The sequence below is a fragment of the Streptomyces sp. NPDC093598 genome (genome assembly GCF_044764825.1).
Classification (GTDB): Bacteria; Actinomycetota; Actinomycetes; order Streptomycetales; family Streptomycetaceae; genus Streptomyces.
This window is the reverse complement of record NZ_JBIWIV010000015.1, coordinates 17,514-40,866: the sequence shown is the minus strand read 5'-3', so window position 1 is coordinate 40,866 and position 23,353 is coordinate 17,514. Positions and strand designations below refer to the sequence as shown.

23 protein-coding genes and 1 pseudogene are annotated in these 23,353 nt (G+C 70.9%); 7 read left to right on the top strand and 17 right to left on the bottom strand.

The genetic code is table 11. The features are described 5' to 3' along the window. Positions 1-58 precede the first annotated feature (58 nt). Together ACIRDU_RS31220 and ACIRDU_RS31215 are read left to right on the top strand one after the other, a co-directional pair. Complete coding sequence (locus tag ACIRDU_RS31220) at positions 59-937, top strand: SDR family oxidoreductase (protein WP_403585671.1); 879 nt, start codon at positions 59-61, stop codon at positions 935-937. 55 nt (positions 938-992) lie between these two features. Beyond that, positions 993-1,721 (top strand): maleylpyruvate isomerase family mycothiol-dependent enzyme, encoded by a 729-nt coding sequence (locus tag ACIRDU_RS31215; protein WP_403585669.1) that lies wholly within the window; start codon positions 993-995, stop codon positions 1,719-1,721. A gap of 18 nt (positions 1,722-1,739) precedes the next feature. Here the strand turns inward: ACIRDU_RS31215 and ACIRDU_RS31210 are convergent, their stop codons facing one another. Beyond that, positions 1,740-2,135, bottom strand: a complete 396-nt coding sequence (locus ACIRDU_RS31210; RefSeq protein ID WP_403585666.1) for a MarR family winged helix-turn-helix transcriptional regulator — start codon at positions 2,133-2,135, stop codon at positions 1,740-1,742. An 86-nt stretch (positions 2,136-2,221) separates the two neighbouring features. Here ACIRDU_RS31210 and ACIRDU_RS31205 point away from each other — a divergent pair, with 86 nt between their 5' ends. Next, positions 2,222-3,712, top strand: coding sequence for an MFS transporter (locus tag ACIRDU_RS31205; protein ID WP_403585664.1), 1,491 nt, complete (start codon positions 2,222-2,224; stop codon positions 3,710-3,712). 80 nt (positions 3,713-3,792) lie between these two features. Further along, positions 3,793-4,077 (top strand): DUF6332 family protein, encoded by a 285-nt coding sequence (locus ACIRDU_RS31200; protein ID WP_403585662.1) that lies wholly within the window; start codon positions 3,793-3,795, stop codon positions 4,075-4,077. Here ACIRDU_RS31200 and ACIRDU_RS31195 read toward each other — a convergent pair. From ACIRDU_RS31195 to ACIRDU_RS31185, 3 genes are all read right to left on the bottom strand, one after another. Then, positions 4,038-4,703: a response regulator gene (locus ACIRDU_RS31195; protein ID WP_403585659.1), complete on the bottom strand. Its 666-nt coding sequence runs from the start codon at positions 4,701-4,703 to the stop codon at positions 4,038-4,040. The genes ACIRDU_RS31200 and ACIRDU_RS31195 overlap by 40 nt on opposite strands. After that, positions 4,700-5,944: a sensor histidine kinase gene (locus ACIRDU_RS31190; RefSeq protein ID WP_403585657.1), complete on the bottom strand. Its 1,245-nt coding sequence runs from the start codon at positions 5,942-5,944 to the stop codon at positions 4,700-4,702. The genes ACIRDU_RS31195 and ACIRDU_RS31190 overlap by 4 nt, the downstream gene beginning before the upstream one ends. Positions 5,945-6,043: 99 nt before the next feature. Next, complete coding sequence (locus tag ACIRDU_RS31185) at positions 6,044-6,739, bottom strand: TetR/AcrR family transcriptional regulator (RefSeq protein ID WP_403585654.1); 696 nt, start codon at positions 6,737-6,739, stop codon at positions 6,044-6,046. 171 nt (positions 6,740-6,910) lie between these two features. Here ACIRDU_RS31185 and ACIRDU_RS31180 point away from each other — a divergent pair, with 171 nt between their 5' ends. Further along, on the top strand, positions 6,911-7,360 hold the full coding sequence (locus ACIRDU_RS31180) for a nitroreductase family deazaflavin-dependent oxidoreductase (protein WP_403585652.1): 450 nt from the start codon (positions 6,911-6,913) through the stop codon (positions 7,358-7,360). On the opposite strand, the gene ACIRDU_RS31175 is transcribed toward ACIRDU_RS31180, so the two are convergent. Next, positions 7,344-8,585, bottom strand: a complete 1,242-nt coding sequence (locus ACIRDU_RS31175) for a geranylgeranyl reductase family protein (protein ID WP_403585650.1) — start codon at positions 8,583-8,585, stop codon at positions 7,344-7,346. The genes ACIRDU_RS31180 and ACIRDU_RS31175 overlap by 17 nt on opposite strands. 190 nt (positions 8,586-8,775) lie before the next feature. Here ACIRDU_RS31175 and ACIRDU_RS31170 point away from each other — a divergent pair, with 190 nt between their 5' ends. Continuing rightward, the gene (locus ACIRDU_RS31170; protein ID WP_403585647.1) at positions 8,776-10,131 is read left to right on the top strand and encodes a dipeptidase; all 1,356 of its coding nucleotides are present in this window, start codon (positions 8,776-8,778) and stop codon (positions 10,129-10,131) included. Positions 10,132-10,192: 61 nt separating this feature from the next. Continuing rightward, positions 10,193-10,861, top strand: a pseudogene (locus ACIRDU_RS31165) (MBL fold metallo-hydrolase); the annotation flags it as partial. A 36-nt stretch (positions 10,862-10,897) separates the two neighbouring features. On the opposite strand, the gene ACIRDU_RS31160 reads toward ACIRDU_RS31165, so the two are convergent. From ACIRDU_RS31160 to ACIRDU_RS31105, 12 genes are all read right to left on the bottom strand, one after another. Then, positions 10,898-11,983 carry an ABC transporter ATP-binding protein gene (locus ACIRDU_RS31160; protein ID WP_403585645.1) on the bottom strand — a complete coding sequence of 362 codons (1,086 nt, stop codon included), beginning with the start codon at positions 11,981-11,983 and terminating at the stop codon, positions 10,898-10,900. A gap of 26 nt (positions 11,984-12,009) precedes the next feature. Next, complete coding sequence (locus ACIRDU_RS31155) at positions 12,010-13,110, bottom strand: ABC transporter ATP-binding protein (RefSeq protein ID WP_403585642.1); 1,101 nt, start codon at positions 13,108-13,110, stop codon at positions 12,010-12,012. 26 nt (positions 13,111-13,136) lie between these two features. Next, positions 13,137-14,129, bottom strand: coding sequence for an ABC transporter permease (locus ACIRDU_RS31150; RefSeq protein WP_403585639.1), 993 nt, complete (start codon positions 14,127-14,129; stop codon positions 13,137-13,139). 74 nt (positions 14,130-14,203) lie between these two features. Next, positions 14,204-15,880, bottom strand: coding sequence for an ABC transporter substrate-binding protein (locus ACIRDU_RS31145; RefSeq protein WP_403585637.1), 1,677 nt, complete (start codon positions 15,878-15,880; stop codon positions 14,204-14,206). A 79-nt stretch (positions 15,881-15,959) separates the two neighbouring features. Continuing rightward, the gene (locus tag ACIRDU_RS31140) at positions 15,960-16,991 is read right to left on the bottom strand and encodes an ABC transporter permease (protein ID WP_403585634.1); all 1,032 of its coding nucleotides are present in this window, start codon (positions 16,989-16,991) and stop codon (positions 15,960-15,962) included. Positions 16,992-17,297: 306 nt separating this feature from the next. Further along, positions 17,298-18,341, bottom strand: a complete 1,044-nt coding sequence (locus ACIRDU_RS31135) for an NUDIX domain-containing protein (protein WP_403585631.1) — start codon at positions 18,339-18,341, stop codon at positions 17,298-17,300. Positions 18,342-18,487: 146 nt separating this feature from the next. Beyond that, the gene (locus ACIRDU_RS31130) at positions 18,488-18,730 is read right to left on the bottom strand and encodes a hypothetical protein (protein WP_403585629.1); all 243 of its coding nucleotides are present in this window, start codon (positions 18,728-18,730) and stop codon (positions 18,488-18,490) included. Between the two features lie 66 nt (positions 18,731-18,796). Further along, positions 18,797-19,021: a hypothetical protein gene (locus ACIRDU_RS31125; protein WP_403585627.1), complete on the bottom strand. Its 225-nt coding sequence runs from the start codon at positions 19,019-19,021 to the stop codon at positions 18,797-18,799. Between the two features lie 50 nt (positions 19,022-19,071). Continuing rightward, on the bottom strand, positions 19,072-19,347 hold the full coding sequence (locus ACIRDU_RS31120; RefSeq protein ID WP_403585625.1) for a hypothetical protein: 276 nt from the start codon (positions 19,345-19,347) through the stop codon (positions 19,072-19,074). A 156-nt stretch (positions 19,348-19,503) separates the two neighbouring features. Next, positions 19,504-21,897, bottom strand: a complete 2,394-nt coding sequence (locus tag ACIRDU_RS31115) for an ATP-binding cassette domain-containing protein (protein WP_403585623.1) — start codon at positions 21,895-21,897, stop codon at positions 19,504-19,506. Between the two features lie 159 nt (positions 21,898-22,056). Next, positions 22,057-22,473, bottom strand: coding sequence for a VOC family protein (locus tag ACIRDU_RS31110; RefSeq protein ID WP_403585620.1), 417 nt, complete (start codon positions 22,471-22,473; stop codon positions 22,057-22,059). Positions 22,474-22,483: 10 nt separating this feature from the next. After that, entirely contained in the window at positions 22,484-22,957 is a 474-nt protein-coding gene (locus tag ACIRDU_RS31105; RefSeq protein WP_403585618.1) for a helix-turn-helix transcriptional regulator, read from the bottom strand. Positions 22,958-23,353: the final 396 nt, after the last annotated feature.

The window sequence follows — 23,353 nt, the reverse complement described above, 5'->3', positions numbered from 1 at the left end:
ACTCGTGGCGACGCCCGTTGATCACCGGGCCGTACGCCATGCACAAGGAGGCAGACCCGTGACCGAACAGCAGCACCCCGGCGAGCAGCACCCGACCCCGGAGTTTCCCTCCCAGGACCAGCCGCACCCCGGCTGGACGGGGCCGATGGACCCGCCCCCGGACCATGGTGAGGAGTCCTACCGGGGCAGTGGCCGGCTGGCCGATCGCAAGGCCGTGATCACCGGCGGCGACTCCGGGATCGGCCGCGCGGTCGCCCTGGCGTTCGCCCGTGAGGGCGCCGACGTGCTGTTCACCCATCTGGAGGACGAGAAGGACGACGCCGCGGAGACGGCCCGGCTGGTCGAGGAGGCCGGCCGGCGTGCCGTGCCCGTCTCGTGCGACGTGCGCGAGGAGGAGAACTGCCGGGCACTGATCGACCGAGCCGTGCAGGAGTTCGGCCGGATCGACGTCCTCGTGAACAACGCGGCGTACCAGATGTCCCAGCCGGACGGCATCGAGGCGATCAGCACCGAGCAGTTCGACCGGGTGCTGCGCACCAACCTGTACGGCATGTTCTGGCTGTGCAAGCTGGCCCTGCCGCACATCCCGGAGGGCGGCAGCATCATCAACTCCACGTCGGTGCAGGCGTACAAGCCCAGTCCGCATTTGCTGGACTACGCGACGACGAAGGGCGCGATCGTCACCTTCACGCAGGGGCTGGCGCAGATGCTGATCGAGAAGGGCATCCGCGTCAACGCGGTGGCGCCGGGCCCGGTGTGGACGCCGCTGATCCCGGCGACCATGCCGGACACCAAGACGTTCGGCAAGCAGGCCCCCATCGGGCGGCCCGCACAGCCCGCGGAAATGGCTCCGGCATACGTCTTCCTCGCCTCGCAGGAGGCGTCGTACATCACCGCGGAGATCGTCAACGCGACGGGCGGGACGCCGCTGCCGTGACGTCCGTCCGAAATCCAGGAGCCCGGGGCATGACGCGTACGGCAGACTCGGCGCCATGGAGACCGCCGAGTTCCTTCAAGCACTGGAGAGAGAAGGCCATCTGCTGGCCGCGGCAGCCGAGGAGGCCGGGACGGACGCGAAAGTGCCGACGTGCCCCGAGTGGCAGGTGCGCGATCTGTTGCGGCACACCGGCGCCGTGCACCGCTGGGCCGCGGCCTTCGTCGCCGAGCGGCTCACCGAACGCCGCCCGCTGGTCGAACCCACCGGCCTCGACGGCGCGGAACTCGTGGCCTGGTACCGCGACAGCCACCGGCATCTCGTCGAGACGCTGACCGGCGCCTCGCCCGACGTGGAGTGCTTCGCCTTCCTGCCCGCGCCGTCCCCGCTGGCCTTCTGGGCCCGGCGGCAGGCGCACGAGACGGCCGTGCACCGGGTCGACGCCGAGTCCGCACAGGGCGGCGAACCGGCCGCCGTCGCCCCCGGTTTCGCGACCGACGGCATCGACGAACTGCTGCGCGGCTTCCACGCCCGCTCCAGGAGCCGGGTACGCACCCCCGAGCCGCGCGTCCTGCGGGTCCGCACGCAGGACACCGGCGCGGTGTGGACGGTACGGCTGTCGCCGGAGCCGCCCGTCACCACGCGAGACGCGTCCATGGAGGCCGAGTGCGAACTGTCCGGTCCGGCCGAGCAGTTGTATCTGGCGCTGTGGAACCGGGCCGCCCTGCCGAACGTCACGGGCGACCAGGCGCTCGCCACGCTGTGGCGGGAGGCGTCGGCGATCTGAGCGGCCGCCGACGGCAGTTCAGTCGTCGGTGAGCATCCGCGCCAGCACCGCGCGCTGCACGGGAAGCACCTCACCGTGCAGCGCGCGCCCCTTCGCCGTGAGGCAGACCTTCACGCCGCGCCGGTCCTCGGAGCACATGCCGCGCTCGACGAGCCCCTCCTTCTCCAGCCGCGCGATCAGCCGAGACAGCGCGCTCTGGCTCAGGTGGACCCGCTCGGAGATCTCCTGCACACGGTAGGACGGCGCGCCGTTCGGCGTCCGGCACCCGGCGAGGACGTCCAGCACCTCGAAGTCGCTGGCGCACAGGCCGTGGCCGTGCAGCGCACGGTCGAGTTCGCACTGCGTTCGCGCGTGCAGCGCCAGAATGTCCCGCCACTGTTCCACGAGCGCCTGCTCGGCCTGCTTAGCCGCCATGCGCCGCACCGTAACAGAGAACCAGAATTGTTGCACCCGAATTAAATGCATTTGCATCTCATGCATGCGCATGTAATCTCTCGGGCATGACCTCTCCGCTCATCTCCCCTACGCCCGAGGGGCGTTGGACTCCACGGCTCTGGGGCACCCTGCTCGTGCTCTGCGCCGCGATGTTCCTGGACGCCCTGGACGTGTCCATGGTCGGCGTCGCCCTGCCGTCCATCGGCGCCGACCTCGGCCTGTCGACCTCGGCGCTGCAGTGGATCGTCAGCGGCTACATCCTGGGCTACGGCGGCCTGCTGCTCCTCGGCGGACGGGCCGCCGACCTGCTCGGCCGGCGTCAGGTCTTCCTGGTGGCCCTGGGCGTCTTCGCGCTGGCCTCGCTGCTCGGCGGGCTCGTCGACTCGGGGCCGCTGCTCATCGCCAGCCGCTTCATCAAGGGCCTGAGCGCGGCCTTCACGGCCCCGGCCGGCCTGTCGATCATCACCACGACGTTCCCGGAGGGCCCGCTGCGCAACCGCGCCCTGGCCATCTACACCACCTGCGGTGCCACCGGTTACTCGATGGGTCTGGTCTTCTCCGGCCTGCTCACGGAGGCCAGTTGGCGGCTCACCATGCTCCTGCCCGCTCCGATCGCGCTGATCGCCCTGTTCATTGGCCTGAAGCTGCTGCCGCGCAGCGAGCGCGAGCGCGGCGCGGGTGGCTACGACATCCCCGGCGCCGTCCTCGGCACCGCCTCGATGCTGCTGCTCGTCTTCACCGTCGTCGAGGCGCCCGAGGTGGGCTGGGGCTCGGCCCGGACCGTCCTGTCCTTCGCCGCCGTGGCGGTGCTCCTGGCGGCCTTCGTCGCCGTCGAGCGGCGCAGCCCCAGCCCGCTGGTCCGGCTCGGCGTGCTGCGCTCGGGGCCACAGGTGCGGGCCCAGCTGGGCGCGTTGACGTTCGTCGGCAGCTACATCGGCTTCCAGTTCCTGGTCACGCTGTACATGCAGCAGCTGCTCGGCTGGTCCGCGCTGCACACGGCCCTGGCCTTCCTGCCGGCCGGCGCGCTGGTGGCGCTGTCCGCGACGAAGGTCGGAGCCGTCATCGACCGGTTCGGTACGGCCCGGCTGATGGTGCTGGGCTTCGCGCTGATGGTCACGGGCTACGTGCTGTTCCTGCGCATCGACCTCGACCCGGTCTACGCGGCGGTGATCCTGCCGACGATGCTGCTGGTCGGCTCCGGCTTCGCACTGACCTTCCCGTCCCTCAACGTCCAGGCCACCAACGGCGTCGACGAGCACGAGCAGGGCATGGTCTCCGGGCTGCTCAACACCTCGGTCCAGGTCGGTGGCGCGATCTTCCTCGCCGTGGTGACGGCGGTGGTGACGGCGAACTCCCCCGAGGGCGGCAACCCCTCTCCGCAGGCCGTGCTCGACAGCTACCGGCCCGGCCTGGTGGTCGTGACGCTCGTCGCCCTCGCCGGCCTGCTGATCACCCTCACGGGCCTGCGCCCCCGCCGCGACCGGCCCGCCGGACCGTCCGTGGTGGTCGCAAAGTCCACTCCCCAGGAGGCGGAGCGCGTCGCCGTACGCGACTAGCGCGACCGGGGGGAACGCCTCCGACCGTGCGCCCGGCGGGCTGCCTTGCCCGCCGGGCGCACCCCTGTTTCACTCGCCGTATGACCAGTCACGGGGGACGGCGTACCCAGGCCGAACGCGACGCGATCACCGTCGAGATCGGATACGCGCTGTGCAGCGCGGCGTTCGCGGCGGCGGTGGTGTTCGGGGCCGTGGCCGGGCCCGCGCTGCTCTTCGACCTGCCGGACACGCCGGAGCGCCTGCTGCCACGCGCCGGACTGGTGCTCGCGCCGGTGCTCTTCGCCGCCCGGGTCGTCAGTGTGCTGGTCCGGTTCCGGAAGGCGGCTCAGCCCAGCCAGCCCGGCCGCACCAGCCCCGACTCGTAGGCGAGCACGACCAGTTGGGCCCGGTCCCGGGCACCGAGCTTCACCATCGTGCGGCTGACGTGGGTCTTCGCGGTGAGCGGGCTGACGACCAGGCGGCGGGCGATCTCCTCGTTGGACAGGCCGATCCCGACCAGCGCCATCACCTCCCGCTCCCGCTCGGTCAGCCGCTCCAGGGCGCCGGCCGCCGCGGGTTCCTTGGAGCGGGAGGCGAACTCGGAGATCAGCCTCCGTGTCACGCCCGGCGACAGCAGCGCGTCGCCCGCGACCACCGCCCGTACGGCACGCAGGAGTTCGTCCGGCTCGGTGTCCTTGACCAGGAAGCCGGAGGCGCCCGAGCGGATCGCCTCGAAGACGTACTCGTCGAGCTCGAAGGTGGTGAGCATGACGACCCTGACGTCCTTGAGGTCCGGGTCGCCGGTGACCTGCCGGGTCGCGGCGAGGCCGTCGAGGGCGGGCATGCGGATGTCCATCAGGACGACGTCGGGGCGCAGTTCGCGGATCCGGCGCACGGCCTCCTCGCCGTCGGCGGCCTCCGCGGCCACCTCGATGTCGGGCTGCGCGTCGAGCAGCGCCCGGAACCCCGCCCGTACCAGTGACTGGTCGTCGGCGAGCAGTACACGGATCACCGGTCCTCCTGTACGGGTCTGGCTCGCGTGCCGCCGGACGCCGTCAGCGGCAGCACGGCGAGCACCCGGAACCCTCCGTCCGGGCGGGGGCCCGCCTCGATGGTGCCACCCAGGGCGGCGGCCCGCTCCCGCATCCCGGCGAGCCCGTTGCCGCTGCCGCCCGCGTCGGCACCGGTCGCGGGCCCGTCGTCGTCCACGCGCAGCCGCAGCACGCCCGCGTCGTGCCGGAGGTGCACGCGCGCGTGCCGCGAACCCGAGTGCCGTACGACGTTGGTCAGGGCCTCCTGGACGATCCGGAAGGCGGCCAGGTCCGTGCCGGGGGCGAGGTGCGGCGGCTCACCCTCGACCTCCACCGTGAGGCCCGCGCTCGCGGCCTGCTCCACCAGTTCGGGCAGCCGGTCGAGCCCGGGCGCGGGGGCGCGCGGCGCGTCACCGGGTGTGCGCAGGGTGTCGAGCACCTGGCGCACCTCGCCGAGCGCCTCCTTGCTCTGGTCCTTGATCGTGGTGAGGGCCGTACGGGCCTGCTCGGGGTCGGTGTCGAGGAGCGCGAGGCCGACCCCGGCCTGCACGTTGATCACGGAGATGCTGTGGGCGAGGACGTCGTGCAGCTCCCGCGCGATCCGCAGCCGCTCCTCGTCGGCCCGCCGCCGCGCGGCCGCGGCACGCTCGGCCCGTTCGCGGGCCCACTGCTCGCGCCGGACCCGGAACAGCTCCGAAACCGCCGCGATCGCCACCACCCAGGTGGCGACGACGATCTCCCCACCCCAGGAGACGCCGGAGTCCCCGGACGGCGGCAGCCACCGGAAGAGCCAGTGCGCCACCAGGACGTGCCCGGCCCACAGCATGCCCATCGCGGCCCAGGCCGCCCGGCGGTGTCCGGCGACGATGGCGCTGAAGCAGGCCAGGGCGACGGTGAAGAGCACCGGCCCGTAGGGATACCCGGCCCCGAGATAGACCATGACGGCGGCCGCCGTGCCGAACACCACGGCCACCGGATGACGCTTCCGCCACAGCAGCAGTCCCCCGGCCACCAGCAGCAGCACCCGTGCGAAGAGATCCAGCTCCGCCCGTTCTCCCTGCTGCCCGTGGGCGGCGAAGTTCGACCCGGCCAGCACGAACACGGTGACGAGGACCGTGGACCGCCAGGGCCACCGGGGCTCCCGCCCTTCCCACCGGTCCCCCCACGCGGGCCCGTGCCGCCACCACTGCGGCGGACCGCCCCGCGCACGCTGCTCGTCCATACCGGCCACGCTAGACGCCATGCCCCCGCGGCGGCGTCACCCCGGCGTGGTGATCACGCGTACTCCCCGGGAAGTACGCGAGCTCACCGTGGCGGCGGCTCACGCGTGCCCGGGCGCCAGCCCGACCCCCCGGGCGAGCTGCCCCACCGCCTGCCGGAAGAACGCCTCCCGCTCCTCGACCACCCGGTTGAACTGGCCGAACAGCTCGAAGCCGATGAGCCCGTACAGCTGGGCCCAGGCCGCGACGAGCGCTGTCACGACCTCCGGGGGGACGTCGGGGGCGAAGTCGGCGACCATCCGTTCGGCCTCCGGGCGGAGGTCGTCCGGGAGCGAGGGCCGAGGGAGATCCGGCTTCCGGTGGGCGTCGCGGGCGATGCCGATGAGCAGGAGGCCTACGCGGGCGGCGGCCGGGACGGTGGTGGCGGGGGCCGTGTAGCCGGGGACGGGCGTTCCGTAGATCAGCGCGTACTCGTGCGGATGCTCCAGCGCCCAGCCCCGCACCGCCTCGCAGACCGTGACCCAGCGCTCGAAGGGGCCGCCGGCGGCAGTGCCGTGGGCCTCCTCTGCACGCTCGCCCAGGGAGTCGTAGGCGTCGACGATGAGTGCGGTCAGCAGGTCGTCACGGCTGGGGAAGTAGCGGTACAGCGCGGAGGAGACCATGCCGAGCTCCCGGGCGACGGCCCGCAGGGAGAGCCGGGCGGCGCCCTCCGCCGCGAGCTGTCTGCGGGCCTCGTCCTTGATGGCCGCGGTGACTTCGGTCCTGGCCCGGGCACGGGCGCCCTGTGCGGTGCTCATGCCGGGCAGTCTCCCACGGAAGCAGAGCAGCGCACACAAACGAGAGCGGTGAACAGAAAAGAGAGCAGTGCTCTTGCGCGGACATGCCGACCTCGTACAGACTGAGGCCGGAAAGAGCGAGAGCAGTGCTCACAAAAGGGAGCGCCGATTCGCCACCGACGAGGGGGCCCCATGTCCACGCACGTCCGGAAGCCCGGCTGGTTCACCGTCAACGTCTTCAACCGTCTCGTGGCCTGGCTGACCCGCCGCGGCATCAGCGTCTGGGGCTCCCGCGTCCTCGCCGTCCGCGGCCGCAAGAGCGGCCAGTGGCGCACCACCCCGGTCAATCTGCTGACCCTGGACGGCAAGCAGTACCTGGTCGCCCCGCGCGGCCATGTGCAGTGGACGCACAACATGCGCGCCGCCGGCGGCGGCGAACTGCACCTCGGCAAGCGCGTGGACACCTTCACCGCGACCGAGGTGGGCGACGACGACAAGACCCCGGTCCTGCGCGCCTACCTCAAGCGCTGGAAGGCGGAGGTCGGGGTCTTCTTCAACGGAGTCGGCCCCGACTCCCCGGACGACCAGCTGCGCCGCATCGCCCCCGACCACCCGGTCTTCGAGATCACTCCGACGAGCTGACCTCGCCGCCCGTCGCGGGCCGGCGGTCCAGCGCGGTCAGGGCCCGCTGGGCGATCGGATAGGTGCGGACGATCTCGCCCAGCGACGTCGAGCCCTGCGTGATCTCCTTGAACGCCTTCCAGGCCGGGCGGAAGCCCGTCAGCGCAGCGTGGAACAGCCCAGGGCGACGCTCGAACACCGTCAGCAGCCGCTTGCCGACGCTCATCTCCACTCCGAGGCCGGCCTTGACCGCGAACGCGTAGTTGAGAGCCTGCCGGCGCGTGTCCACGGCGTCGTGCGCCTCGGCGATCCGCACCGCCCACTCCCCCGCGAGCCGGCCGGACCGCAGCGCGAAGGAGATGCCTTCGCGGGTCCACGGCTCCAGCAGCCCCGCGGCGTCACCGCACACCAGCACCCGCCCGCGCGAGAGCGGCGAGTCGTCGGCCCGGCAGCGGGTCAAGTGCCCCGAGGAGATGCTCGGTTCAAAACCGGCCAGGCCCAGGCGGCCGATGAACTCCTCCAGGTACCGCTTGGTCGCGGCGCCTTCGCCGCGGGCAGAGATCACCCCGACCGTCAGGGTGTCGCCCTTGGGGAAGACCCAGCCGTAACTGCCGGGCATGGGGCCCCAGTCGATGAGCACCCTGCCCTTCCAGTCCTCGGCGACGGTCTCCGGCACCGGGATCTCCGCCTCCAGGCCGAGATCCACCTGGTCGAGCTTGACCCCGACATGCGAGCCTATGCGGCTGGCGCTGCCGTCCGCCCCGACGACGGCCCGCGCGAGCACGACCTCGCCGCCCTGGAGGACCACCGCGACCGTGCGCCGGTCCGGCACCGTCGAGCCGTGCTGCTCGACCCGCTGGACCGTGACGCCCGTACGCAGCTCGGCGCCCGCCTTCTGCGCGTGCTCGACGAGCTGCTGGTCGAACTCGGGCCGGTTGATCAGGCCGAACAGCATCTGCCGGGACCGACGCGTCCGGGTGAAGCGGCCGTTGTTGGAGAACGTCACCGCGTGCACCCGGTCCCTGAGCGGCAGCTCGAAGCCGGGCGGCAGGGCGTCGCGCGAGGGACCGATGATGCCGCCGCCGCACGTCTTGTACCGCGGCAGCTCGGCCTTCTCCAGCAACAGCACGCGTCTGCCGGCCACCGCCGCCGCGTACGCGGCGGAAGCGCCCGCGGGTCCCGCGCCCACCACGACGACGTCCCACACCTGCCGCACGTCGTCCGCCGAAGAGTTCTCGCTGCTCACGATGGTCTACTGCTCCCGATCAAGCCGCCTGCCGCTGTCTCCCGCATCCTACGGCGGCGGTCACCGCAGGCCGCTGTGGGAGGATCGGCGGCGTGGGTGGCCCTTACACGGGGCCCCGCCCGCACCACACGATCATCGCGTACCGAGAGGTACGCATCCGTACAACGTCGCACCCACGAGGAGCGTGCCCATGTCGTCGAATCCGGTCGCCGAGACCGTCGCCTCGCTGATGCCCAGGGCGAAGCAGGAGCTCACCGAACTGGTGGCCTTCCGGTCGGTGGCGGACTTCGGCCAGTTCCCGAGTAGCGAGAGCGAGGGCGCCGCCCGCTGGGTCGCCGACGCGCTCGCCGCCGAGGGTTTCGAGGACGTGGCCCTGCTCGACACCCCTGACGGCACGCAGTCGGTGTACGGCTTCCTGCCCGGCCCGGCCGGTGCGAAGACCGTCCTGCTCTACGCCCACTACGACGTGCAGCCGCCGCTGGACGAGGCCGCCTGGACGACCCCGCCCTTCGAGCTGACCGAGCGAGACGGGCGCTGGTACGGGCGCGGGGCCGCCGACTGCAAGGGCGGCCTGATCATGCACCTGTTGGCGCTGCGCGCGCTGAAGGCGAACGGCGGCATACCCGTCCATGTGAAGGTGATCGCCGAGGGCTCGGAGGAGATGGGCACGGGCGGTCTGGAGCGGTACGCCGAGGAACACCCCGACCTGCTGGAGGCGGACACGATCGTCATCGGCGACGCGGGCAACTTCAGCGTCGGCCTGCCGACCGTCACCTCCACCCTGCGCGGTATGACCATGGTGCGCGTGCAGGTCGACACACTCGCGGGCAATCTGCACTCGGGCCAGTTCGGCGGTGCCGCGCCCGACGCGCTGGCCGCCCTGATCCGCATGCTGGACTCGCTGCGCGCCGAGGACGGTTCGACGACCGTCGAGGGGCTCTCCGGCGACGCCTCCTGGGAAGGGCTGACGTACGAGGAGGAGCAGTTCCGGCAGGACGCCAAGGTGCTGGACGGTGTCGAGCTGATCGGGTCCGGGACGGTCGCCGACCGTATCTGGGCACGGCCCGCCGTCACGGTCATCGGCATCGACTGCCCGCCCGTGGTCGGCGCCACCCCGTCCGTGCAGGCCGGTGCCCGCGCGCTGATCAGCCTGCGGGTGCCGCCGGGCGTGGACGCGGGCGAGGCGACCAAGCTGCTCCAGGCGCACCTGGAGGCGCACACGCCGTGGGGTGCGCGGGTGAGCACCGAGCAGGTCGGCCAGGGCCAGCCGTTCCGCGCCGACACCACCGGCCCGGCGTACCAGGCCATGGCGGCCGCGATGGCGGTGGCGTACCCGGGGCAGGAGATGCAGTACGCGGGGCAGGGCGGCTCCATCCCGCTGTGCAACACGCTGGCCGCCCTCTACCCGCGTGCGGAGATCCTGCTCATCGGGCTGAGCGAGCCGGAGGCCCAGATCCACGCGGTGAACGAGAGCGTCTCCCCCGAGGAGTTGGAGCGGCTGTCGGTGGCGGAGGCGCTGTTCCTGCGGAACTACGCGGCGAGCTGACCGCTCTGCCCGCAGCAGAAGGCCCTCGTCCTCGGACGGGGGCCTTTCCTACGGTCGTCCCATGGACGTCATCGAGCTGCTCCCCCGCCTGCACCTGCTGCGCTTCCCGGTGGGCCAGGCCTACCTCTGGCACGACGGCGGTGAACTGACACTGGTCGACGCCGGCCCGGCCGGCTCCGGCGCCCCGATCGCCGAGGCGGTGACCGCCCTCGGCCGGCACCCCCGGGACGTGCGGCGGATCGTGCTCACCCACTTCCACGAGGACCACGCGGGCGGGGCGGCCGAGTTCGCCGCGCTCAGCGGCGCCGAGGTGCTGGCCCACCGGCTGGACGCGCCCGCCGTACGGGGCGAGGTCCCGGGCCCGGATCCGGCGTTCGAGGACTGGGAGCGGCCGCTGCACGAACAGGCGCTGAAGCTGCTGCCCCAGGGTGACTACGCCCGACCCCGGGAGGTCACCGAGTTGTCCGGCGGCGAGGTGCTGGACATCGGCGGCGGGGCGCACGTCGTGCACGTGCCGGGACACACGCACGGCAGCATCGCGCTCCATCTCCCGGAGCACGGCGTGCTGTTCACCGGTGACACGGTCGCCGCGTCACCCGTCGACGGCACGGTGATGCCCGGGGTGTTCAACCTCGACCGCGCGCAGGTCCTCGCGGCCTGCCTGCGCCTGGCCGAGCTGGACGCGGACGTCGCCTGCTTCGGTCACGGGGATCCGGTGACGGGGCGGGCACCCGGGCACTGCGGAGCGCGGCGCTCGCGTGACCGTCTAGTCGAGGGCCGGGTCCAGGACGATGTCCTCCTCGCGTGCGGTGACGGACGGCTCCTCGGGAAAGTGGCAGGCGGTCAGATGGCCCGAGGGGCTGCCCTCGACCCGCACCAGCTGGGGTTCCTCGAGGGCGCATTTCTCCTGTGCCTTCCAGCAGCGGGTGCGGAAGCGGCAGCCCGAGGGCGGGTCGATCGGGGACGGCACGTCCCCGGCCAGCCGGATGCGTTCGCGCCGCTCGACGGCGTCCGGGTCGGCCTCGGGTACGGCGGACAGCAGGGCGTGCGTGTAGGGGTGGCGTGGCCGGGTGTAGAGCGACTCCCGGCCGGCGACCTCGACGATCTTGCCGAGGTACATCACGGCGACCCGCTCGGAGAAGTGCCGTACGACGGCCAGGTCGTGGGCGATGAAGACGAAGGCGATGCCGAACTCCCGCTGGAGGTCCTGGAGCAGGTTGACGACCTGCGCCTGGATGGAGACGTCCAGCGCGGAGACGGGCTCGTCGGCCACGATCAGCTTCGGCCGCAGGGCGAGGGCGCGGGCGATGCCGATGCGCTGGCGCTGACCGCCGGAGAACTCGTTCGGGTAGCGGTTGTAGTGCTCGGGGTTGAGCCCGACCGTCTCCAGGAGTTCCTGGGCGCGCTTCTTGTGGCCCTGGGGCGGGTTGATGCCGTTGAGCCGCATCGGCGTCTCGATGATGGTGCCGACGGTGTGCCGCGGGTTCAGCGACGAGTACGGGTCCTGGAAGATCATCTGGAGGTTGCGTCGGGCCTCCTGCATCCGCCCGGGCGACTGGTGCGTGATGTCCTCGCCGTCGAACACGACGGAGCCGCCGGTGGGTTCGAGCAGCCGGGTGATCAGGCGGCCCGTGGTCGACTTGCCGCAGCCGGACTCGCCCACCAGGCCCAGCGACTCGCCGGGCCCGACCGAGAAGTCGATGCCGTCGACGGCCCGGACGGCTCCGATCTGCCGCTGGAAGATGATGCCCTGCCGGATGGGGAAGTGCTTCTGCAGACCGCGCACCTCCAGGAGGTTCTCGCCGGCGGGGTGGTCGGTGCTCTGCCCCGTGAGGGGCTCGGTGGTGCTCACGGCATGGTCCCTTTCGTCCGCCGCCGTCACTGCGCGGCCCGTGCGGCCGTGGCGCCCCGGTCGTCCGGACCGGCCCCGCCACGGATCTCCTGCTTGGCGTCGTCACTGAGGTGGCACGCGGCGAGGTGCCGTTCGCTGCCGGAGACGAGGCGCAGCTCGGGCCGATCCGCCGTGCAACGGCCCTCAGGCACCCACCCCTTGTAGGCGCAGCGCGGGTGGAAGGAGCAGCCGTCCGGCAGGTTGATCAGGCTCGGCGGGGTGCCGGGGATCGGGTTGAGCCGCTCGCCGACGTCGCCGCTGAGATGCGGCATCGACTGCAACAGGCCCCAGGTGTAGGGATGCTGGGGCTGCTTGAGCACCTCGCGGGTGGCGCCGTACTCGATGCGGCGGCCGCCGTACATCACCAGGATGTCGTCGGCGACGTCGGCGACCACGCCGAGGTCGTGCGTGATGATGACGACGGCGGAGCCGAACTCCTCCTGGAGGTCGCGGATCAGGTCCAGGATCTGCGCCTGGACGGTGACGTCCAGGGCGGTGGTGGGCTCGTCGGCGATGAGCAGCTCCGGGTCGCACACCAGCGACATGGCGATCATGGCGCGCTGGCGCATGCCGCCGGAGAACTGGTGGGGGTAGTCCCTGACCCGGCGCTCGGGCTGCGGGATGCCGACCCGCTTCAGCATCTCCACCGCGCGGTCCCTGGCCTCCTTCTTGGAGACCTTGTGGTGCACCCGGTAGGCCTCGGCGATCTGCGAGCCGACGGTGAAGAAGGGGTGCAGCGCGGACAGCGGGTCCTGGAAGATCATGGAGACCGTGCGGCCTCGCAGGGCGCGCATCCCGGCCTCGGGCAGGGTGACGAGTTCCCTGCCCTCCAGCCAGATTTCGCCGCTGACCTGGGCGCGGGTGCCCTTGTGCAGTCCGAGCAGGGCCAGTGAGGTCACCGACTTGCCGGAGCCGGACTCGCCGACGATGCCGAGGGTCCTGCCCTTCTCCAGGGTGAAGGAGACGCCGTCGACGGACTTGACGAGTCCGTCCTCGGTCGGGAAGTGCACCCTCAGGTCGCGTACGTCGAGGAAGGGCGCGGACGCGGGTGTGACGTCCGCGGGCTGCGGTGAGGTCGATACGGACACGGGTGTTCCTAAGGACGAAGAAGGGCTCAGGCGAGGCGCACGCGCGGGTCGACGAGGCCGTACACCAGGTCGACGACGACATTGGCGAGGACGACGAACGTCGCGGCGAAGAGCGTGGTGCCGAGGATGACCGGCAGATCGGAGTTCTGGACGGAGTCGACCGCGAGCTTGCCGATGCCGTTGATGCCGAACACCGACTCGGTGATGACCGCGGAGCCGCCGATCAGGGAGCCGACGTCCATGCCGAAGATGGTGATGATGGGGGTGATGGCGGCCCGCAGCCCGTGTCTGAGGACGACGGTGGCGGCCGGCAGGCCCTTGGCGCGGGCGGTGCGCATGTAGTCCTCGGCGAAGACCTCCAGCATGGAGGAGCGGGTGAGCCGGGTGTACATGGCGAGGTAGACGATGACGAGGGTGGTCCACGGCAGGATCAGGCCCTTGAACCAGCCGGCCGGGTCCTCGGTGATCGGCGTGTAGCCGGAGGTCGGCAGGATCTGGAACTTGTCGACGAAGAGGTACAGCAGGAGCAGGCCGATGAAATAGATCTGCACCGACACGCCGAACAGGGCGAGTCCCACCGCCGCCTTGTCGGCGGCCCGGCCCCGGCGCACCGCGGCGACGGTGCCGAGGCCGACGCCCAGGACCAGGAAGGCCACCGCCGCGCCGAGACCGAGGGAGAGGTCCGCCGGGAAGTCCGACAGCAGGGTGGTCAGGACGGGGGTGTCGGTCTGGAAGGAGACGCCGAGACACGGCGCGCCGCAGTGGATGCGCACACTCTGGTCGCCGAAGTCACGGCCGACGAACAGCCCCTTGAGGAACTCCCAGTACTGGGTCAGGTAGCTCTGGTCCAGGCCCAGCGAGTGCTTGATCTCCGCGAGGCGCGAGGGCGAGCAGGTCTTTCCGCAGGCCAGGAGTGCGGGGTCGGACGGCAGCGCGAAGAAGATGAAGAAGGTGATCGTGGTGATCACCAGCATGATCAGGGCCGCTGCCAGCAGGCGTCTGATGAGGTAACGAAACATGGGGTGCCGGGACCTGACGTGAGTGGGATGCCCGCCGGCGGCCGGGGCCGCCGGCGGGGTCTAGAGGAGGTACGTCACTTCTTGATGTAGACGTGGACCAGGCTCGGCTCGGCCACGATCGAGTCGGGGATGACCCCGCCGACCTTGGAGCCGGACATCTCGCTGAAGTTCATGTACATCAGCGGCACCACGGCGGCGTCCTTCAGGACCTGCTGGTCGACCTGGCCGTAGGTGACGTTGCGCTGCTTGACGTCGGCCGTCTTGGCGGCCTTGTCGATCAGCGCGTTGACCTTCGGGTCGTTCAGGTAGGACAAGTCCTGGTTGGCCTGCGGGTTCTTCTTGATCAGCCGGCCGTCGAAGAGGGTGGGCAGCACCGTGGAGGCGTTCGGCCAGTCGGCGATCCAGTCGCCCCAGGTCAGGTCGTACTGGTTCTTCGTGTTGTTGATGGTGCTGAAGTAGCTCGACGCGTCGATCGGGGTGATGTTCACCGTGATGCCGATGCGCTCCAGCGCGGTCTTCACGGCGTCGGCGAAGTGCTCCTCGGTGGGGGTGTTCTCCACCGCGATCGACATGGTCGGCTTCGGGTTGCCCGCCTGCTTCATCAGCTCCTTGGCCTTGGCCAGGTTGCCCGCCGGGTTGGCGCTGTAGAGGTTGAACTTCTTGTAGCCGCCGATGCCGGGGCTCAGCATGGTGGTGGCGTAGTCGCCGTAGGCGGAGCCGCCGAAGGCGCCACGGGCCGTGGTCTTGTCGACGGCGTACTCGATCGCCTGACGGACCTTCAGGTTCTTGACGCGGGTGGTGTTGATGGCCAGGTAGTTGATGCCCGGGGCGGGGATCTTGTAGTAACGGCTCTTCAGCGAGGGGTCGTTGGCCAGCTGGGCCAGGTCCGAGCCCGCGATCGGCCACTGCTGGATCGACGTCTGGGCGGTGCCCGCGTCGGCCTTGATCTGCTGGTCGATGGCCGACTCGTCCTGGCCGAACCGGACGTCCATCCCGTCGACGTTCTGCTGCCGGATCGGGTCGGTCGACTGCGACCAGTGGGTGTTCCTGGTGAGGACCAGTTCCTTGTTCTTGGTGTACGACTTGATCATGTACGGGCCGTCGGCCCACACATGGGTGTCGTAGGTCGAGCCGGTGTCATGGGACTTGGGCACGGCCGACCAGCCGGTCATCGTGGTGGTCTCGTTGAAGTCGGCCACCGGCTGGTTCAGGTGGAAGACGATGGTGTACTTGTCCGGCGTCTGGATGGAGTCCAGTTCCTTGCCCTTGTAGGGGCCCTTGAAGTCGGCGCCGCCGACGAGCCACTGGGCCGCGTAGGGCGGGCCGCCGTTGATGTCGGAGGAGAAGAACCGCTCGACGCCGTACTTGACGTCGGGTGCGGTGACTTCGGTGCCGTCCTGGTACTTGACGCCGTGCCGGAGGTGGAAGGTCCAGACGGTGGCGCCCTTGGACGGCGTTCCGGTGTCGGTGGCGAGGTCGCCGACCAGCTTGGGGGTCGATCCCGTCTCGTCCCAGCCGGTGAGGGTGCGGACGATCTCCTGGTCCATGCTCTGACCCTCGGTCGTGTAGACGCGCTGGGGGTCGAGGTGGTCGAAGTCCGCCTTGTCGAGGATGGTCAGCGTGCCGCCCTTGCCGGGGGCGCCGCTGCCGCTGCTGCCGGAGGACCCTCCGCATGCGGTGGCCCCCAGGGCGATCATCACGGCGGAGGCCGTGAGAGCGACCGTGCGCGATCTGCGCCTGCTGCGCGTCATTGAGGAAACTCCGTTTCTTGCTACGGGCTCGGCGGCCGTTCGTGGGGCCGCCTGGCCGATACTCGGGGGGTGGCTTGGGTCAGCCGCGCCGGGCGCGGGGGTCCAGGGCGTCCCGGACGCCGTCCCCCAGGAGGTTGAGCGCCAGGACCAGGACGAGGAGCAGGACGCCGGGCACGAAGAGGTACATCGGGTCCTGGAGGAAGAACTGGGAGGCGTCCGACAGCAGGGCGCCCCAGTCGGGGTTCGGCGGGATGACCCCGACACCCAGGTACGACAGTGCCGCCTCGGTGGTGATGTTCTGCGGGACGGCGAGCGCGAAGGAGATCAGGATCGGCGCCCACAGGTTGGGCAGCAGCTGCCGGAAGAGGATGTGCCGCCGGCCGGCGCTCATCAGCCGTGCCGCGTCGACGAACTCCCGCTCGCGCAGGGACAGTACCTGTCCGCGCACCAGGCGGGCGGTGTACGCCCAGGCGAAGACGGCGATGTTGAGGACCAGGACGAGCAGCCGGAGGTTCTCGTCGGTGCCGCCGTGGCTGTTGGTCTGCAGCGCGTTCTGGATCACCGGCGTGAGCGCGATGATGAAGAGCAGCTGCGGGAAGGCCAGCATCACGTCCATGACCCGGGAGAGCAGGGAGTCCACCCAGCCGCCGAAGTAGCCGGCGGCGAGCCCGGCCACCACACCGACCGCGGTGGACAGCACGGCAGAGGCGAATCCCACGTACAGGGAGGTGCGCAGGCCGTAGACGATGCGGGCGAACAGGTCGTAACCGGTGCCCGGTTCGACGCCGAGCAGGTGCTGGGCACTGATGCCGCCCAGCGATCCGTAGGGGAAGTTGCCCGTGTCCGGATTGATCGCCTTGTTGTCGGGGGTGATCGGTCCCCAGCCGGTCACCGCGGTGAGGACCGGTGCGAGGAGCGCGATCGCGATGAACAGGAGGGTGGCCGCCAGGGCGACCGTGGTGACCTTGTCCCGCCTGATCCGCCGCCAGGCCATCCGGGCCGGTGAGCGGCCGGCGACAACCGTGCCGCCGGGTCTGGGGTCCTGCGTCGACGGTTCGGCCGGCAGCATGATGCCGCCGCCGGTGCCGACCGGCTGGTGTTGCGTGGTCATCGTACGGACATCCCGGATCTGCCCCTGGGGCAAGGAAATTGGGTGGCGGTCGTTCGTTCCGCCGTGAGACTCTGCGGACTTTCGCAATGGCGTGCGAGTCCGGTCAAGCCGCGCAGGGGCGAGAAAAGGGATTGTTTGCGGACATGGAAAAGTGTTGACGAGAACGGGGAGTGGCTTTACCCGGCGCGTGAATGTCTGAGGGAGATTCCTTGGGCAGCGATTGGCCGTGGCCCCGCCGCCGTTTCCTCTCGCTTTTCCCTCGGAATCCCCCCGGCCGGGTAAAGAGCACGCAGACAGGGGCCGCCGTCAGCCGACGGGTACCCCGGCCTCCAGGTAGAACGCCGCCCCGCGCTCACGGGCCCGCAGGGCCCAGCGCAGCCGCTCGTAGCGCACCGCGGGCAGCAGGTCGGCGGCCTCCTCCTCGGTGACGAACCGCCAGGCGCGCAGCTCCGGACCGGGCAGCAGCAGCCGGCCGGCCTCCTCGGAGCGGAGGAGGCCCCCGTCGAAGAGGAGCCGCAGACCGCCGAACCCGGGCGGCGCGGGGCGCTCCCAGTCGACGACGAGCAGGCTCGGCACCTCGTCGAGGCTGATGCCGGTCTCCTCGGCGACCTCGCGCATCCCGGCGCGCGCGGGTGCCTCACCTGGTTCGACGACGCCGCCGGGAAACTCCCAGCCGGCCTTGTAGGTGGGGTCGACGAGCAGCACCCGGTCCTGCTCGTCGAAGAGGAGCACTCCGGCGGCGAGTGTCTCGGCGGTGGGCTCGGGGGTCTGCACGATGTCGCAGACGGGCACGGAACCGCTGGTGACGGCCTCGGCGATGCGGACGGCCGTCTCGTAGGGCGTGAGGTCGCTGGTGTCGACCGGGTGGGCGTCGGCGGTGAGCCAGGAGGTCAGGGCGGACCGGTAGGGCTCGATGTGGTCGAAGGACCACTGGCGTATTCGTATCTCGCCGTCGGGCAGGTCCCGCGGAACCTCACGGCCCGCTATGCGCTCCCGCAGTATCGTTTCCGCCGGAGCGAGCAGAATGTGGCTGACCGGAATTCTGCGCGCGGCCAGGCCGCCGAAGATCTCGTCGCGGTACTCCTGGCGCAGCAGGGTCATGGGGACGACGAGGGTCCCGCCGAGCTCGGCGAGCATCGCGGCCGCCGTGTCGATCACGAGCCGCCGCCAGATCGGCAGGTCCTGGAAGTCGCCGACCTCGGCGAGGCGTTTGGGCGGCAGCAGATGGGCGAGCGCGCCGCCGACGACCTCCGGGTCGAAGAGTGTGCTGTTCGGGATCAGTTCGATCAGCTCCCGTGCGGTGGTGGTCTTCCCCGCACCGAACGCGCCGTTGATCCAGACGACGGTCACAGGTCCCCCTCTTCTGTTGGCCCCCTGAGGCTTGCCCGCTCCACCCTGCCACGGAAACCAGCCGCAGTTGAGGGCGCATGACGACGGCGCCGGCGCCCCCCTCACGTGGGGAGCGCCGACGCCGTGGCCCGTGAGTGGGCGGCTCGTCAGCCCTTCTTCTGGGCACCCTTCTTCTGAGCGCCCTTCTTCTGGACGCCCTTCTTCTTCTGAACGCCGTCCTTCCCGTCCACGGACAGGCCGTCCCCGGCGACGGTCCGGTCGAGCGTCTTGAGGGTCTCGTCCACGTTGATGGCGGGGAGCTTCTCTCCCATGGCGTGCGACGGGGTGATCGCCGCGACGGCGAAGCCGGTGGCCAGGGAGGCGATGGCGAGCATGCTGCGCTTCTTCATGCCCGACTCAACTGCCGGACGGGCTCCGGGGTCACGGCACTGGGCCGTTCGGGCGACGCGACGGCTTCATGCGGGGCCGGCGCCCCAGGTGCCGGATCCGCCGCCGCGCCATTCGATGAGCCCCGTGGCCGCCACGTACGCCTCGTCCGCGTCCTCGATGCCGGCCCGCCGCAGGAACTCGGCGACGTCGAGCAGCCCGTAGGCGATCCCGAGGAACTGGTCGTCCACTCGGACCCGACGGCCGCCGTCCGCGGCGGGCGGGTAGACCACGACGGGTTTCACGGACGCCATGCCACCAGGGTGCGCGGGGACGGTGCCGGCCGCGCGCCGGGATGGGCCGTTCAGCCCGCCTTCTGGGTCGGCCGGAACTCGTGGACGTCGGCGGTGAGGGTGCCGTCCTGCTGCTCGTAGTGGGACAGGGCGAGGCCGAGACCGAAGAAGGTGGGTGCCCATTCGCCGACGAAGATGCCCCAGCGGTCGGCACGGGCGAGGCCGGTGCCGGCTTCCATCTTCAGTGAGCCCACCCAGACGGCGACGCTGAGGCCGATGGAGGCCATGCCGGCTATGTAGGCGTGCTCGCTGCGGACGCCCATCTCGTGCATCTTCTTGATGATCATCAGCGGCTCCGTTCCGTGAGGGATTTCAGGAGACGGAGTGCCCGCAGCCGGTCACGATAATCACCGATTTGCACCTTATGTTCGATGTAAGGGTCGCGACCTCGGGGCCGCGAGGCGAGCCATGGAGTGCTCACCTCACGGCCCCGAAGACCTCCGTCAGGCACCCACGTAGGCCGCCAGGTGCTCCCCGGTCAGCGTGGAGCGGGACTCGACGAGGTCGGCCGGGGTGCCCTCGAAGACGATCCGGCCGCCGTCGTGGCCCGCGCCGGGGCCGAGGTCGATGATCCAGTCGGCGTGTGCCATGACCGCCTGGTGGTGCTCGATCACGATGACCGACTTGCCGGAGTCGACGAGCCGGTCGAGCAGGCCGAGCAGCTGCTCCACGTCCGCGAGGTGAAGACCGGTGGTCGGCTCGTCGAGGACGTACACGCCGCCCTTCTCGCCCATGTGCGTGGCCAGCTTGAGCCGCTGCCGCTCGCCGCCGGACAGCGTGGTGAGCGGCTGGCCGAGCGTGAGGTAGCCGAGCCCGACGTCGGCGAGCCGCTGAAGGACCTTGTGCGCGGCCGGCGTGCGGGCCTCACCGCTACCGAAGAACTCCTCGGCCTCGGTCACCGGCATCGCCAGCACCTCGCTGATGTCGCGGCCACCGAGGCGGTACTCCAGCACCGACGCCTCGAACCGCCTGCCCTCGCACTCCTCGCACGGGGTGGCGACGCTCTGCATGATCGCCAGGTCGGTGTAGATGACACCGGCACCGTTGCAGGTGGGGCAGGCACCCTCGGAGTTGGCACTGAACAGCGCCGGCTTCACACCGTTGGCCTTGGCGAAGGCCTTGCGGATCGGGTCGGCCAGCCCGGTGTACGTCGCCGGGTTGCTGCGCCTGGAGCCGCGGATCGGGGTCTGGTCGATCGCCACCACGCCCTCGTCGGCGGGGATCGAGCCGTGCACCAGTGAGCTCTTGCCCGAGCCGGCGACGCCGGTGACGACGGTGAGCACGCCGAGCGGGATGTCGACGTCGACGCTGTGCAGGTTGTTCGCCGAGGCGCCCCGGATCTCCAGCGCGCCGGTGGGCTTGCGGACCGTCGCCTTGATCTTGGCCCGGTCGTCGAGGTGGCGGCCGGTGACGGTGCCGCTGCCCCGCAGCCCCTCCAGGGTGCCCTCGAAGCAGACGGTGCCACCCGCCGTACCGGCGCCGGGGCCGAGGTCCACGACGTGGTCGGCGATGGCGATCGTCTCCGGCTTGTGCTCCACGACCAGCACCGTGTTGCCCTTGTCGCGCAGGCGCAGGAGCAGGTTGTTCATTCGCTGGATGTCATGGGGGTGCAGCCCGATGGACGGCTCGTCGAACACGTACGTGACGTCGGTGAGCGAGGATCCGAGGTGCCGGATCATCTTGGTGCGCTGCGCCTCGCCACCGGAGAGCGTGCCCGACGCCCGGTCGAGCGAGAGATAGCCGAGGCCGATCTCCACGAACGAGTCCAGGGTGTGCTGGAGCTTGGCGAGCAGCGGCGCCACCGACGGCTCCTCGAGCCCTCGCACCCACTCCGCCAGGTCGCGGATCTCCATCGCGCAGGCGTCGGCGATGTTGAGCTTGCCGATCTTCGAGGAGCGGGCGAGCTCGCTGAGCCGGGTGCCGTCGCACTCGGGGCACCGGCTGAAGGTGACCGCCCGGTCCACGAAGGCCCGGATGTGCGGCTGCATCGACTCGCGGTCCTTGGAGAGGAAACTCTTCTGGATCTTGGGGATCAGCCCCTCGTAGGTGAGGTTGACCCCGTTGATCTTCACCTTGGTCGGCTCGCGGTACAGGAAGTCGTGCCGCTCCTTCTTGCTGTACTCGCGGATCGGCTTCTCCTTGTCGAAGAAGCCCGACTCGGCGATGACCCGCACCACCCAGCCGCCCCCGGTGTAGGTGGGGATCGTGAACGGGTCTTCCGACAGCGACTTGGAGTCGTCGTAGAGCTGGGTGAGGTCGATGTCGGAGACCGTGCCCCGGCCCTCGCAGTGCGTGCACATGCCGCCGGTGCGGCTGAAGGTCACCTTCTCGGTCTTGGTCTTGTCGGCACCGCGGTCGATGGTCATGCCACCGCTCGCCGAGACCGAGGCGGTGTTGAAGGAGAACGCGCCGGGCGGCCCGATGTGCGGATCGCCGAGACGGCTGAAGAGGATCCGCAGCATCGCGTTGGCGTCGGTGGCGGTGCCGACGGTGGAGCGGGGGTCGGAACCCATGCGCTGCTGGTCGACGGCGATCGCGGTCGTCAGCCCGTCCAGCACGTCGACCTCGGGCCGGGCCAGGTTGGGCATGAACCCCTGGAGGAAGGCGCTGTACGTCTCGTTGATCAGGCGCTGCGACTCCGCCGCGATCGTGTCGAACACCAGCGAGCTCTTGCCCGAGCCGGAGACGCCTGTGAACACCGTGAGCCGGCGCTTGGGGATCTCGATGCTGACGTCCCTGAGGTTGTTCTCGCGCGCGCCGTGCACGCGGATCACGTCATGGCTGTCGGCAACGTGCGGCCCGGGCGACTGTCTGTCCGTCGTCGTGGCCTTGCTCATGGTGTCTCCATCTGTCGGGCGGCGCTGCCGCGCTCGGACGATCTCGTTCCCCCCGCGCCGGCCCGGGGCGCGGCGCGGGGATGCGGGATCCGGCGGCCCCGGAGTGGCCGTACGGGGACCCGCGGGTGACCTCGTTCCTTCGTCGTTCGTCGGCGGCCGCTACTGCGCCTTCAGCTGCTGGATGCGGACCATGTTGCCCGCGGGGTCGCGGAAGGCGCAGTCGCGCACGCCGTAGGGCTGGTCCACCGGCTCCTGGACCACCTCGGCGTCGCCCGCCTGCACCCGCTCGAAGGTGCCGTCCAGGTCGGTGGTGGCCAGGACGATGCTGGCGTAGGTGCCCTTGGCCATCATCTCGGCGATGGTGCGGCGCTCGTCCTCGGTGATGCCGGGGTCGGCGGCCGGCGGGTGCAGCACGATGTTCGTGCCGGGCTGGCCGACGGGGCCGACGGTGATCCAGCGCATGCCCTCGTACCCGACGTCGTTCCTGACTTCGAAGCCGAGGGTGTCGCGGTAGAACGCCAGGGCGGCGTCCGGGTCGTCGTGCGGAAGGAAACTGGCGTGAATCCGAAGGTCCATGGCCATCACGCTAGTTTCGGCTCGGGGCGGGCGCTTCTCTATTCCTGATCGGTCTGGTCACCTGCTTCGCGACGCACGACGGAATGCCCGCCGTCGCCCGGGCCGCCGCACGCCGGTAGGCACTGGGCGGCATGCCCACCAGCTCGGTGAAACGGGTGCTGAAGGTGCCCAGCGACGCGCAGCCCACCTCGAAGCACACCTCGGTGACACTGAGGTCGCCCCGGCGCAGCAGCGCCATGGCTCGCTCGATGCGCCGCGTCATGAGATAGCTGTAGGGCGACTCGCCGTACGCCTGCCGGAACTCCCGGCTGAGATGCCCCGCCGACATGTGCACGCCCCGGGCCAGCGCCTCGACGTCCAGAGGCTTCGCGTACTCCCGGTCGATCCGGTCCTTGACGCGGCGCAGTCGGGCGAGGTCACGCAGGTGCTGCGCCGAGGCGGGTCTGCTGCTCACAAGCGCGATCGTGCCACATCGCACGGACATGCGGTCGATTTCCGGCTGTCTCGGACCGAGCCGGCCGGGGGCCGCGGGGGCAGGAGGGCCGGGGGCAGGAGGGCCAGGGGGCGGGGAGGCTCGGGCCGGGGACCGAGAGCAGGGCCAGGGCCTCGGGGCCGGCCTCAGCAGCATCCAGGGACCAGGGGGCTGAAGCTCACGCATCCGACCATCCCCCTGGAAACCGGGGGCTGAACGCCGCGCAGGCCGCTACAACAGCCACCAGCACACCGCGGGCCGGTAACCCACGCGACCCACCTCAGCCAGCCAGGGCGGGGCCCGAACGCCACACCCACCGACCCCGACACCCGGGACCGGAACTCGAAACCCACCCGACCAAGAGCGCCCCACCGGCCCGCGTCACACGCCCCGGCCCCCCTTCAGGCT